The organism is Liquorilactobacillus sucicola DSM 21376 = JCM 15457 (assembly GCF_000612445.1).
Lineage (GTDB): Bacteria > Bacillota > Bacilli > Lactobacillales > Lactobacillaceae > Liquorilactobacillus > Liquorilactobacillus sucicola.
Window position 1 is genome coordinate 94,175 of the sequence record NZ_BALC01000007.1, and the last position, 13,483, is coordinate 107,657.

Consider the following 13,483-nt stretch of genomic DNA (forward strand, 5'->3'; position numbering starts at 1 on the left):
ATTGATTATGTTGCACAAATTTTTAGTAGCTAGTTTTTTTCGTTCAGCTATGAATAGAATGTGGACTACGTGTAGTAATTTGAAGACTTAGGCAAAGGTAATGATTCCGTTAGACTTATAGCGAAGTTCTAAAGAAATTTCAGATACTGCCGTGGTATCCAAGCTCCTTGACGCAATTTAAACCATGTGACCCCATCATTTATAGCTTGAGCTGTAACAACGACTTTAGTCTTATCTGCAAAAAGACCGATTTTTTGTCCGAATGGAGAGTCGTAAGCAGCTACTTTCCCATTTGGAATAAAGTCAACTAGAGCTTCACGTGATTCTTTGAAGTTGTTGATTTCCACTGAGGCCTTAGCCGGCAACAAGGTCGACTCCGCTCGTTTATTTGAATAAACAACTTTTTGAGGATCAAATTTGATCCAAATTGCCCCACCTAAACAGTACCAAAGATCACCGTTTTCCATGGTAATTGATGAGAAAGTGCGCCAGACAGTGTTCAGTGCGAAGGAAATATTCAATTCCTTTCCTTGTGGTTGTTCATAACTTGCAAGCGGACCCAATATCTTTAAATAGTTTTCGACTTTTCTAACATCTTTCCAGCTGCTTTGTCGATAATAGAAGGTGACAAATTTCTGGTCGTAAGAAAAGTTGCCACGCAAGTTACCTTTAACTCGAATCAAGTTATAACCTGCAAGCGTAGGGGAATATAGTTCAAAGGGTTCCTTGACTTTTCCCCTGATCAGATATGGATCACTTAAGAAAAAGTTAGTATCAATATCACGACAAAGTATCCAAATTACACCGGCATCTTTCTTGTTGTAAGTTAAGGTAATAATGCCATAACGAGAAGCAAAATAGCTGGTAAAACCATTGATTCTAACTAAATTATAGTCGGGGAAGACTTTAAATTGCATTCTTAGTTTTTCGCCAAGCTGACCACTAATTATTTGTGAAGGGAAAAGGAGCTTGTTGTGGATGTCCTGATAAACAATTAAAAGTAAGGCATTTTGGCGAGTGATATTTTTTTGTGGTGCAATCGTTATCGCTTTCTGACGATTAACCTCTTCGGGCTTTGTGACATTTCTTTCAGTTACTGCTGGCTCTGGGAAAGGTGCTGCTGATTGAGATGCGGGAGCAGTAGTTACTGAAACAGAGTCGAAGTTTCTTTTAGGATGCCTATTTTTGCGAAGAGGGTTTCTGGTAATTAAGCGTTTAACAAGGTCAGAAAAAGACAATAATAACACCACCTTAATAAGTTATTGAATACATAAATTATAATCGTCTTTACCGACTATTAACAGTAGGAACTGAAATTTATAATTTTAATCAGCACCATCATTGATGATGATCTCGACCAAGTCTTTAGTTTTCGTGATTTCGACATCTTTTCTGGTTAAATTAGTTAGTTTGGTCAATGTAAAATCGATTTCCTCATTCGTAACTTGACGAATTTTGTTTGAAAGGACAATTTCTTCTTTGCTAGGACTTTTTTTGTAAACTATTCTTGTACGACCAAGGGTATAAATTTTTATAAAGTGAGTAGAAGATTGTGCTAGTTCTCTTTGAATTTTTCTTGAGTAACTGTTACTGACATCTATTAAGTGCATATAAATTCCTCCTTATCCTACTAACTACATTATACAAAAATATACATGTTAATCATGTCTAAAAAGCAGAACATGTGTACTTTGTTAACTCATTTCTTAATATAGACCTATTAATTAGAAAATGAAACAAAGAAAAATTGTAATAACTCGAAAAACATAAAGCTTGGCAGCTTAAACTAAGGTTTGCTAGTTTAAAACAGTATTTCTTGGAAAAATAATAAGGGGCTGAGGCAAAACACAATTAGTTTTGTCACAGCCCCTTAGATTAATTCTAGTAATATTAAATTTTTAGGCTTGATAAAGGTAACTAGTTACTTAGATGCTGGAACATCATTAAGTGAAGATACTACGATGTTTTCATCCTCAACAGAAGCCTTAAATTCCTTTACAGTTGGATGGTCAAGGTAATAATCAGCCAGCTTGTCTTCTATTTGTTCTTGGATAACACGACGCAGCGGACGAGCTCCCATTTGTGGATTATATCCCAGATCTACTAATTTTTCTTTAACCTTCGGTGTTACATTAATAGTTAAGTTTTGCTGGGCAAGCATATCATTGACATCGGTTAGCATCAGCGAAACGATGGAGACAAGATCCTTCTTTGACAGTGGATTGAATTCAACGATATCATCAAACCTATTTAGAAATTCTGGCTTAAAGTATTTGGAGAGTTTATCGATCACTGAGTGAGTTGTACCGGATGCCGCAGCGCCGAAACCTACACTGGCAACTGCATCACCGCTTCCTGCGTTTGACGTCATAATGATGATTGTATCCTTAAAGCTGACAGTGCGTCCTTGCGAATCAGTCAGACGGCCATCATCTAAAATCTGTAGGAACATATGCATCACATCTGGGTGAGCTTTTTCAACTTCATCTAAAAGAATTAGGCTATAAGGGTTGCGTCGTACTTTTTCGGTTAATTGACCCGCTTCCTCATAACCAACATAGCCTGGAGGTGATCCGATCAGTTTTGAGACTGAGTGCTTCTCCATGTACTCACTCATATCGAATCTGATCATCGCATCTGTCGTACCAAATAACTCTTTTGCAAGCTGTTTAGCCGTTTCTGTTTTACCGACACCGGTTGGACCGACAAAGAGAAATGAACCGATTGGGCGCCCAGACTTGTTGAAGCCAATTCTATTCCGTCTAATAGCGCGGGCAACCTTGTTAACAGCTTCATCCTGACCAATAACATGATTCTCAAGCGACTCCGACAGATTTCGTAACTGCTGCTTCTCTTTGGCTTTTAATTCTCCAACAGGAATTTTAGTTTTTTCTTCAATGATTTTCTCCATGTCTTGGTCAGTAACGACCGGCACGTTGTTTTCCTCAATGCTTGAATCTTTCAGTTTATTAAATCGATTGACTTGATCACGATAATAAGCTGCTTTCTCATAATCTTCATTTTTCAAAGCTTCTTGCTTTTGTTTCTCAGCATTTGCTATCTTTTCAGCGACAACTGCTGGATCAATGGATTGGATAGTTAAGTTTTTCTTAGAACCTGATTCGTCTAGTAAATCAATGGCCTTGTCGGGAAGAAAGCGGTCTTGGATATAGCGGTTTGAAAGTTTAACCGCCGCGTTGAGTGCAGCATCAGTGTATTTAACGTGATGATACCCTTCATACTTGCCTTGAATTCCCTTCAGTATTTTAACAGTTTCTTCAATGCTTGGTTCGTTGACTTGGACAGGCTGCAATCTGCGAGCTAACGCCGCATCTTTTTCAATAGCACGGTACTCATTCAACGTAGTTGCACCGACCAGCTGCAATTCGCCTCGGGCCAAAGCTGGTTTAAGCACATTACCAGCATCCATACCACCTTCAGCATTACCAGCACCGACAATCTCATGGATTTCATCTATGAACAAAATGATATCCTTTTGTTGCTTTAGCTCGTCCATCAGTTGTTGCATTCGTTGCTCAAACTGACCACGTATTCCAGTACCTTGAACTAAAGAAACAACATCAAGGCGAATGACCTTCTTGTTGAGTAGCTTTTGCGGAACATCACCATCAACAATTTTCTGAGCTAGTCCCTCAACGACTGCTGTCTTGCCGACACCAGCCTCACCAATCAGAACAGGATTGTTTTTGGTTCGCCTGTTTAATATTTCAATGACCCGTGCTATTTCTTTATCACGCCCAATGACTGGATCAATACGATTGTTCTTAGCTTCTGCAGTTAAGTCTAAACCGTACTGTGCAATAATACCGCCTCCGTTGCCGCGGCCTGTACTGCCGGCAGATGGGCGCTGTCCTTTAGGTTGACCTTGGAATTGTGGATTTGCATTTTCATTACTCATAGTGCGGAAAATATCATCCAAACTACCAAACCCAAAAGGATCTGACATCATATTTTGACTATTTTGTTGATTTCTTTCCTTTATAGAGCGATAACAGTTTTGACAGAGATCGATCGCAGTTTGACGTCCATTAATACTAGTTGATAAATGGATCGTAGCAGGATTTTGATGACAATTTTGACATAACATAGTACTAATCACGACCTTTCATTATCGAATAAAGATCAATTTGACTATCTTTGACCTTTCGAGAATAGTATACATAGTCAGATAAAAAAGCGCAAGTAGAATGCTTATGAGATTTTAATTTGTATTATAGACTTTTTTTAGTTACCATTACTGGGGAGAATCAGTGAATTTGAGAGGGATAGCAAATGGAAAAAAATTATCAGGAATTGTTAGAACAATTAATGGACGAGAAGATAGAAAGTCTTGAGATAACTCCGAAAGAGTTTATGGTTTTTCAGGAGATTTTCATGAATTTTCAACATCGAAAAAGTATAGTTGGGACTGCTCAAAGAGGAGGAAGTATCATATACAAACGAGAAGACAAACATACTAGTGAATGATGGAAAAATACTTGTTTTGAAATTTGATTCATGCTAACATTTAGTCTAGTGAGGATAATGTCGCATTGAATAATGAAAACGCGTTCTTGAAAGGATGCATTATTTTGCGGGATGATTCTTAATAACATTTATATATAGTAAAGGGGTACGATTTATTATGGAGAAGAAAGAATTTCACATCATTGCAGAAACAGGTATTCATGCTCGTCCAGCTACATTATTAGTGCAGGCTGCAAGCAAGTATAATGCAGATATTACTTTGACATACAAGGACAAGTCAGTTAACTTGAAGTCAATCATGGGTGTCATGTCTTTGGGCGTTGGTCAAAATGCTGATGTAACGATCGCAGCAGATGGTGCTGATGAAGCTGATGCTATCGCAGCTATTGGGGATGCAATGAAAAAGGAAGGACTTGCTGAATAATGACGAAAATGTTGAAGGGGATTGCTGCTAGCGATGGAATAGCCGCTGCGAAAGCTTATATGCTTGTACAACCCGACTTATCATTTTCCGAAGCAAGCATTGATGATCCGGAAGCAGAGATTAAACGCCTTGAAGAGGCTGTAGCTGCTGCTAAAAATGAATTGAAGATCATTAAAGAAAAAGCTGCAGCAAACCTTGGTGCCGAGGAAGCAGAAGTTTTTGAGGCTCATTTGACTATTCTTTCTGATCCAGAGTTGATGGGAAACATTAATGATAAGATCAAAGATGAAAAGGTGAATGCAGAAAAGGCCTTAAAAGATGTCACGGATACATTTATTGCGATGTTTGAAGGTATGACCGACAATGCTATATGCAAGAACGTGCCGGTGATATTCGCGATGTTACAAAGCGCGTGTTGAGCCATCTTTTAGGGGTAACACTGCCTAACCCTGCATTGATTGACGAGGAAGTTGTAATAGTGGCACACGATTTGACACCGTCAGATACAGCACAACTCGATCGCAAATACGTGAAGGGCTTTATTACTGATATTGGTGGTCGAACATCACATTCAGCTATCATGTCCAGAACTTTGGAGATTCCTGCAATTGTTGGTGCTGGATCAGCTACAACGACTATTTCGGAAGGTCAAACAGTTATAATCGATGGAATAGAAGGCAATGCATTGGTTGATCCTTCGAACGAAGAATTGAAGAAGTATGCTGAAAAATCTGATGCTTTTGCCAAGCAAAAGGCTGAGTGGAAAGAGCTGAAGGATGCTAAGACTGTTACAGCTGACGGTAAAAACTTTATCTTAGGTGCAAATATTGGAACACCTAAAGATGTTGAAGGCGCTACTGATAATGGTGCGGAAGCAGTTGGACTGTTTCGTTCAGAGTTTTTGTACATGGATGCTAGTGAGTTGCCTAGCGAAGATGATCAGTTTGAAGCCTACAAGCAAGCCGTTGAGGGGATGAATGGCAAGCAAGTGGTAGTCCGGACAATGGACATCGGTGGTGACAAAGAATTACCGTATTTGCCGCTTCCAGAAGAGATGAATCCTTTCTTGGGCTATCGTGCTATTCGAATTAGTTTGGATCGACAAGATATCTTCCGTACACAGTTACGTGCATTACTGCGAGCTTCTAACTATGGCAAACTTGCAATTATGTTCCCAATGATTGCAACCGTTAAAGAATTCAAAGAAGCTAAAGCTGTCTTTGAAGAAGAAAAAGAAAAGCTTGTTAAAAAAGGCGTAGCAGTTTCAAATGATATTGAAGTTGGTATGATGATGGAAATCCCAGCTGCTGCTATGATTGCTGATAAATTGGCACAATATTCTGACTTCTTTAGCATCGGGACCAATGATTTGATTCAATATTCAATGGCCGCTGATCGTGGTAATGAAAGAGTATCGTATCTGTATCAACCATATAACCCTTCGATTTTAAGATTAATCAAGAATATTATCGATGCTTCACACAAAGAAGGTAAATGGACCGGAATGTGCGGTGAGATGGCTGGAGATCAAATAGCTGTTCCTATTCTTGCCGGATTGGGGTTGGATGAATTTTCGATGAGTGCTACTTCAATTTTGAAGACACGTAGTTTGTTGAAAAAGATTGATACAACCAAAATGCAAGAATTAGCAAAGAAAGCTACTGATGATTGTGAAACGACAGAAGAAGTTGTCGAATTGGTTAAAGAATACACTAAATAGCTAGTGTACTATGCACATCTAAATTTAAGGTCTGTGACGAAACACTCGTTTTGTCGCAGACTTTTTTGGTGTGAGCATGTTACTCTATCTAATGATAAAAATTGCGAAAAATTGGTACTCAAATAATATTTTTGTTAAGATTTACGGCGTTTTGCTAAGAACAGCGTATGAATTGTTGCATAGCAGTAACAGAAACAATATAATTAGTGATGACTAATTAACACTAGGGGGGATGCTCGTGAATATTGGTATTTTTACGGATACATATTATCCGCAAGTTAGTGGCGTAGCTACCTCTATTAAAACATTAAAGGAACAACTTGAAAGTCATGGGCATAACGTCTATATTTTTACGACTACAGATCCCAAGGTGGATCAAAATCATTATGAACGCAATATTTTTAGATTTAAAAGCATACCTTTCATTTCTTTTACTGATCGTAGAATAGCGGTAAGAGGGCTTTTTCGCGCTTATCAGGTTGCAAAGGAATTGAATTTAGACATTGTACACACACAAACGGAGTTCTCGATGGGCTGGATTGGAAAGTTTGTTGCAAAAAACTTAAAAATCCCGTGCCTACATACTTATCATACGATGTATGAAGATTATCTGCATTATGTGGCTAAAGGGAGACTGTTAAAGCCTTACCATGTTAAGCAGATGTCGCGTTCTTTTTGTTACCATATGACTGGAATTATCGCTCCAAGTGAGAGGGTTTTAACCACCCTCAAGAATTATAAGATAAAAGCACCAATCTCAATAATACCAACGGGTGTCAACATTGAAAAATTTCAACAGTACGACTCGGTGCCAAAGTGGCGGGCTAAATATGGCATTGCAGAGCAGACGCCTTTACTTTTGACAGTAAGTCGACTGGCCTATGAGAAAAATATTAATAATTTGATAGCAGCAATGCCTAAGATTATTGAGAAGGTCCCTAGGGCACGTTTGTTAATTGTAGGTGATGGCCCGGCAAGGGAAGATCTGGTTGAGCAAACCGAAAAATTAGCATTGCAAGATAAGATTGTCTTTACTGGTGAAGTTGATAATGACGACGTTCCTCATTATTATCATATGGCGAATTTGTTTGTTTCAACTTCTATTTCTGAATCGCAAGGCCTAACGTATATTGAAGCGCTAGCTTCGGGATTGCAGGTTGTGGCTACACACAGCCCTTATACCGATCAGCTTTTGGATGATCCAGCAATAGGCACAACTTTTTTGAATGAGGATGAGCTAGTTGCTAGCATCTGTCAATATTTAACTAGTACAACCAAATTCGATGATAAGAAGAAACTAGCATCTAAATTACATGATATTTCAGCTGATAATTTTGGGGAGCGTGTTCTGCAGTTATACAAGGGATGTCAGATAATTTATGCTAAGGAGAACCAAACGAGCCATTCTAGTGAAATCAGTTAATTTTTATTTTTGAGGAGTTTTTTTATGTTGAAGGTTCACATGTTTTCTTCCGCGACTAAAGTCAAGGGACAGGGCGTCGGAAGTGCTTACACCGAACTCGTTAACTTGCTAAGAGAGCACTTTGCAGATGAGATTGATGTTCAGATCAATAAATTTAGCCGTTCTGATATTAGCCATTACCATACAGTTGATTTTAAATTTTATCTTTCAACTTTTTTACCGAATAGAGGAAGGAAGATTGGTTATGTCCATTTTTTACCAGAGACTATAGATGGCAGTTTGAAGATACCCCAGCCTTTCAAGGGGATTTTTTTTCATTATCTCATAGCTTTTTATAAGAGGATGGACCAGCTGGTTGTTGTTAATCCAAGTTTTATTGAGGATTTAATGCGTTACGGTGTACCGAAGGAAAAGATAGTGTACATTCCTAATTTTGTTTCCAAAAAGAGCTTTTTTGAGTTATCTAGAGAAGAAAAAAAAGAACTTCGTAAAAAAAACAAAATACCTGTAGACAAGTTTGTTGTTATTGGCACCGGCCAAATTCAGGAAAGAAAGGGTGTTGCTGATTTTATCGAATTGGCTTATCGATTGCCGCATATCCAGTTTATTTGGGTAGGCGGATTCTCTTTTGGAAAAATGACTGATGGCTATAACGAACTAAAAAAAGTTGTGGATAATCCACCTGCTAATTTAGTATTTCCTGGAATTGTAGAGCGGAAGCAAATGAATGAATTTTATAATTTAGCTGATTTATTTCTACTTCCGTCTTTCAATGAATTGTTTCCAATGAGTGTTTTGGAAGCTTTTAGCTGTGCTTTGCCAGTGATGCTCAGGGACCTAACGTTGTACAAATCAATTATCGCAGGAGCTTATCTACCTACAAGCAATGTAGATGAGATGGAAGCAGGCATTAAGTGTCTGAGTGATAATAAAGAAAAATTAAAAGAATTGCGTGGAAAGGCGGTAGAGGCCTCTTCTAGGTATTCGGAGGAGCACCTCGCTCAAAGGTGGTATTCTTTTTATAAAGAGCAGACTGAGATGGTGAAATAATGACAAGGAATAACAAAATTGTACTTGTATTGATGCTTATTTTGGGAACTGCGATATTTACTTTTTCTGTCCGTAATGTATCTTTTAGGTCGCTTGTCGGAGATATTACAAAGTTAAAATGGCAATGGTTAATTGTGGCTGTCGTGAGTATGTTGCTTTCTTTCTTTTTAGAGGCCTTGGTTGTAAGGGTTCTTTTGAAAAGAGAGGGGTCTCTGTTTCCGATGCGCGATGCTATCAGAATACCCTTGATTGAGCAGCTTTTTAACGGAATAACCCCCTTTTCCTCTGGCGGACAACCCGCACAATTGTTCGCATTGCTTCAGTCTGGAGTTGATGCTGGTCGGGCGACATCAGTATTGCTAATGAAGTTTGTTGTTTACCAATCGATGATCGTTATAAACTTTATAGTTTCATTGTTGGTGGGTTTTCAGTACGTATCAGACAAAATACATGTGCTATCACTTCTTTTCGTTTTGGGGTTCGCAGTTCATTTTATAGTTATCATCAGCCTAGTGCTCATCATGTACTGGTATAATTTCACTAAGAAAATAGTCAAGTTCTTTTTTAGACAACTTAGATTCTTTTTTAAAAAGGAAGGGCGTTACCTAAAGTGGGAACAGGTTGTTGATGAGAAAATTGATAATTTCTATAATGAAAGTTTGAGATTAAAAAGAAGTTGGAAATTACTCGTTAAGATCAGCCTATTGACATTGGTACAGCTGTTTTTCTACTACATTATCCCCTTTTTTATTTTACTTGCATTAGGTGTGACACATGTAAACTTGATAATGGTGACAACAATGCACGTATTGATTGTAATGATAATTTCATTGTTTCCTATCCCAGGTGGCTCAGGTGGAGCTGAATACAGCTTCTCAATTATTTTTACAAGTTTTATCTCAAATTCCAGCAAATTAGTACTTGCTATGTTACTCTGGCGATTGATTACTTACTATTTGGGAATGTTTATGGGAATGGTTGCATTGGTAGTCAAGCCAAAGAAAGTATTGAACACTGACGAAAATAAGTAAAAAACTATTTTACATTTGTTTAATATCTAGTACTGAATTTGGATTTATATAGTGTATGTTATAGGTTAGTCTGTTAAAATCGGGTATAATGGAAAAGTTGATGCTAGAGTTTAAAAGTAAATTATGAAAGAGGGTCCTTTTTATGGAAAGCTCACAACTAATTGCGATAATCTCAAGGTTAGATGCAATGACTAAAAGTGAAGGTCAGGAGATTCAAACACGACGTTTTGAAAAAAATGGTAAGGAGCTGGGGGTAGTTAGTTTTGATCCAACTACGCAGACTTTTGTTTTAGAAGAACTGCCTGACAAGCAGCAATTCGAATTCGATAATATTGATTTGGTTGCAATTGAAGTTTATGATTTACTGAATGATTAAAAGAAATTATTAAATATAGCTGAAGATGGATGCAAAAAGTTTTCCATGGTATATATAACATACTATAATGTTTAGAAAAAGGGCTTTTTGGATAGATAATGGAGGTAGTTAGATGTGGTCAGGCTTGAGTAAAATTAGAAATGCCTTGAACAATCGAATAGTTTTTTTTGTACTTTTAGTTGCGGTATTTTGGCTGAAGACTTATATAACTTACCAGACGAAGTTCAATCTTGGTGTAAGTGACAGTATGCAGCAGGCTCTGCTGGTTCTTAATCCGATACCTGTAGGGGTGTTGTTATTTGGAATTGCACTTTATTTTAGAGGTCGAAAGTCATATTGGATAATGATGACCATCAATTTGATCCAATCAATATGGCTTTTTGCAAATGTTCTGTACTACCGTGAATTTTCCGATTTCTTGTCCTTAGGGATAATAAAGTCTTCCGGGTCAGTTTCTAACAATTTAGGGTTGAGTATCATGGAGATAATTCATCCTAGCGACTTTTTGATTTTTCTTGATTTTATCATTATCAGCTTGTTATTGGTTTTCAAGATTATCAAAATAGATGATCGCAAAATAAAGTTGCGTACCGCAGCTTTGGTTTCGGCGGCAGCAGTCTTATTATTCGGTGTAAACCTTTCTTTAGCCGAAAAAAATAGGCCACAATTGTTAACGCGGACATTCGATAACAATTATATTGTTAAATATTTAGGGATAAACTTTTATGCTGGTTATAACGCTTATCAGACTTATAAAGAAAGTTCAACGCGTGCAAACGCAAGTAGTAGTGATTTGAAGTCCGTTCTTAATTTTATGAAAACTAACAGAACTTCACCTAATATTTCATATTATGGTAAGGCAAAAGGGAAGAATGTGTTTATTTTTCATCTGGAAAGTTTTCAACAGTTTCTTATTAACTACAAAGTGGATGGAAAAGAAGTTACACCGAATATAAATAAGTTTTACAGTGATAATAGTACGTTATCTTTTGATAACTTTTTCAACCAAGTAGGACAAGGAAAAACTTCTGATGCAGAAACAATGCTCGAAAACTCCCTGTTTGGGCTTCCTTCTGGGTCAGTTATGACTTCTTATGGGACTTCAAACACATTCCAAGCAATGCCGGCTATATTAGACCAGCAGGGATATTCTACTGCTGCAATGCATGGAGATGTTGGTAGTTTTTGGAATCGCGACAATACTTACAAATCTTGGGGATATCAGTATTTTTTCAACGACAATTATTTTAAAGAAAAAACAAATTACAGTGTAGGTTACGGGCTAAAGGATAAAATCTTTTTAAAGCAATCAGTCCAGTATCTTGAACAGTTGCCTCAACCTTTTTATGCAAAGGTGATTACGGTCACAAACCATTATCCTTATGAATTGGATAAAATGAACCAGAGTATTGCTAAGACAGATACAGGTGATCAGACTGTAGATGGCTATGTTCAGACTGCTCATTATTTGGACCAGGCATTTGGAGAATTTATTAACTACCTTAAAAAGTCAGGTCTGTATGACAATTCTATGATTGTTGCCTATGGGGATCATTATGGTATCTCAAATAACCATAAAAAGGCTATAAGCCAATTACTTGGCAAGAAGAGCGTAACAAGTTATGATCTTGCAATGTTCCAGAAGGTTCCGTTTATGATCCATATGCCAGGATTAAAGGGTGGAATTAATCATACTTATGGTGGAGAAATCGATGTAATGCCGACATTGCTAGATCTTTTAGGCATTAAAAATGATGATACTATCCAACTTGGAAATGACCTTTTAGCTTCTGATCGAAATCAAACAGTTGCATTTAGAGATGGAGATTTTGTCTCCCCATCGTTAAGCAAGGTAGGAAGCAAGGTCTATGATAATGCTGGAAAAGAACTGAATAACTTGACTACAGAGCAAAAAGAAGAAGTAAGCAAGCAACAGGAACGTACGGATAAAGTCTTGTCACTGTCAGATAAAATAATTACAGGTGACTTGTTACGGTTCTACACGCCTGCCAATTTTAAAAAGGTTAATAAAAATGATTACAGCTACAAGTATAGTGATGGAATGAGACAGCTAAAAAATGCTACAAAAAGAATAAAAAGAGCTTGATTCAAGAACATGGTGGTAATCTACGACTGATTTGTTTAGTACTGATGCTCCTGAGTTGAAGGATGAGAACAAGTAGTCTAATTATAATTGGTGATGGCTTAGAAGATTTAAATCTGGGTTTGGCGGTAAAGCAGTTGCTTTACCGCCAAACTTTTTTATTTGAATGAATGGCTTAAAAATTACTGTATTTTATATCAAAATAGAATTTGAAACGAAATGCAAGCCAGGCGAGATATGGTAAATGATTAGGTGTAAAACGGCATTTTAGCTCAGCGTTTAGGAAAAAGCTGGATTTATACGGCAGTGGAACTCGAAACCTGTACAGGTAGCTAATATGAGCATCATTTGTGAATTCTGAATTAGTCAAAAGTTAGCCATGCTAAAAAGTACTACATAGTTTGATATTGTAGATGTTCAGTCCATTAGCAAAAGAATTTTTTTGCTGGTTATTTAGATAAAGCAAAATTGATATAACTGTATTGAATATAGAATGTGTAGTAAATTTTAATTGTATTTTTTTGATTACTTAAAAAGCCATTTGAATTATAATTTTGAGTATTTTTTTGCTAAAACACGAATAATAATTTATTAAGTTGAATTAATATGTGCTTTTGTATAAATAATAAAAAAACCTTGATAAAAGGCTTGACCATGAAGCTTATACTTGGTATTATATTTATTGTCGTTGAGGCGCAGGAGTTAGTATTACTCCTTGATGACTTGATGACCTTGAGCTTGAATAGATTCTTTTGAATAAAACAACTTGTTTCTGAATATTTATTCAAAAAACAAGTTGACAAGCAATGGATTACATGTTAAACTCAAGAAGTTGTGTTATTAAACAATGTAGACCTTTGAAAACTG

Annotated in this window: 9 protein-coding genes and 2 pseudogenes; 8 read left to right on the top strand and 3 right to left on the bottom strand. The window is 37.0% G+C overall.

The features are described 5' to 3' along the window. Positions 1–128: 128 nt before the first annotated feature. The 3 genes from JCM15457_RS10250 to JCM15457_RS10260 form a co-directional block, all read right to left on the bottom strand. Positions 129–1,238: a MucBP domain-containing protein gene (locus tag JCM15457_RS10250; protein WP_034989762.1), complete on the bottom strand. Its 1,110-nt coding sequence runs from the start codon at positions 1,236–1,238 to the stop codon at positions 129–131. An 87-nt stretch (positions 1,239–1,325) separates the two neighbouring features. Continuing rightward, the gene (locus JCM15457_RS10255; protein ID WP_034989763.1) at positions 1,326–1,610 is read right to left on the bottom strand and encodes a DUF1827 family protein; all 285 of its coding nucleotides are present in this window, start codon (positions 1,608–1,610) and stop codon (positions 1,326–1,328) included. Positions 1,611–1,921: 311 nt separating this feature from the next. Next, the gene (locus JCM15457_RS10260; RefSeq protein ID WP_034989764.1) at positions 1,922–4,108 is read right to left on the bottom strand and encodes an ATP-dependent Clp protease ATP-binding subunit; all 2,187 of its coding nucleotides are present in this window, start codon (positions 4,106–4,108) and stop codon (positions 1,922–1,924) included. A 185-nt stretch (positions 4,109–4,293) separates the two neighbouring features. Here JCM15457_RS10260 and ykzS point away from each other — a divergent pair, with 185 nt between their 5' ends. From ykzS to JCM15457_RS10300, 8 genes and pseudogenes are all read left to right on the top strand, one after another. Beyond that, a complete protein-coding gene (gene ykzS / locus JCM15457_RS10265; protein WP_034989765.1) occupies positions 4,294–4,488 on the top strand; it encodes a protein YkzS in 195 nt (64 codons plus the stop codon). A 157-nt stretch (positions 4,489–4,645) separates the two neighbouring features. Beyond that, positions 4,646–4,912 carry a phosphocarrier protein HPr gene (locus tag JCM15457_RS10270; protein WP_034989766.1) on the top strand — a complete coding sequence of 89 codons (267 nt, stop codon included), beginning with the start codon at positions 4,646–4,648 and terminating at the stop codon, positions 4,910–4,912. Continuing rightward, positions 4,912–6,632, top strand: a pseudogene (ptsP, locus tag JCM15457_RS10275) (phosphoenolpyruvate--protein phosphotransferase). The gene JCM15457_RS10270 and the pseudogene ptsP overlap by 1 nt, the downstream one beginning before the upstream one ends. 238 nt (positions 6,633–6,870) lie before the next feature. Continuing rightward, positions 6,871–8,055: a glycosyltransferase family 4 protein gene (locus JCM15457_RS10280; protein WP_034989768.1), complete on the top strand. Its 1,185-nt coding sequence runs from the start codon at positions 6,871–6,873 to the stop codon at positions 8,053–8,055. A gap of 24 nt (positions 8,056–8,079) precedes the next feature. Continuing rightward, positions 8,080–9,105 carry a glycosyltransferase family 4 protein gene (locus tag JCM15457_RS10285; RefSeq protein ID WP_034989769.1) on the top strand — a complete coding sequence of 342 codons (1,026 nt, stop codon included), beginning with the start codon at positions 8,080–8,082 and terminating at the stop codon, positions 9,103–9,105. After that, entirely contained in the window at positions 9,105–10,136 is a 1,032-nt protein-coding gene (locus JCM15457_RS10290) for a lysylphosphatidylglycerol synthase transmembrane domain-containing protein (protein WP_034989770.1), read from the top strand. Before JCM15457_RS10285 ends, JCM15457_RS10290 begins: the two co-directional genes overlap by 1 nt. 142 nt (positions 10,137–10,278) lie before the next feature. Then, on the top strand, positions 10,279–10,512 hold the full coding sequence (locus JCM15457_RS10295) for a YkuJ family protein (RefSeq protein WP_034989771.1): 234 nt from the start codon (positions 10,279–10,281) through the stop codon (positions 10,510–10,512). Positions 10,513–10,624: 112 nt separating this feature from the next. Further along, positions 10,625–12,695 (top strand): annotated as a pseudogene (locus JCM15457_RS10300) (LTA synthase family protein). Positions 12,696–13,483 lie beyond the last annotated feature (788 nt).

Excerpts from the sequence above, each read along its gene's own strand:
- JCM15457_RS10255 (WP_034989763.1), bottom strand. The coding sequence starts at position 1,610 with ATGCACTTAATAGATGTCAGTAACAGTTACTCAAGAAAAATTCAAAGA.
- JCM15457_RS10260 (WP_034989764.1), bottom strand. The coding sequence starts at position 4,108 with ATGTTATGTCAAAATTGTCATCAAAATCCTGCTACGATCCATTTATCA.
- ykzS (WP_034989765.1), top strand. The coding sequence starts at position 4,294 with ATGGAAAAAAATTATCAGGAATTGTTAGAACAATTAATGGACGAGAAG.
- JCM15457_RS10270 (WP_034989766.1), top strand. The coding sequence starts at position 4,646 with ATGGAGAAGAAAGAATTTCACATCATTGCAGAAACAGGTATTCATGCT.
- JCM15457_RS10285 (WP_034989769.1), top strand. The coding sequence starts at position 8,080 with ATGTTGAAGGTTCACATGTTTTCTTCCGCGACTAAAGTCAAGGGACAG.
- JCM15457_RS10290 (WP_034989770.1), top strand. The coding sequence starts at position 9,105 with ATGACAAGGAATAACAAAATTGTACTTGTATTGATGCTTATTTTGGGA.
- JCM15457_RS10295 (WP_034989771.1), top strand. The coding sequence starts at position 10,279 with ATGGAAAGCTCACAACTAATTGCGATAATCTCAAGGTTAGATGCAATG.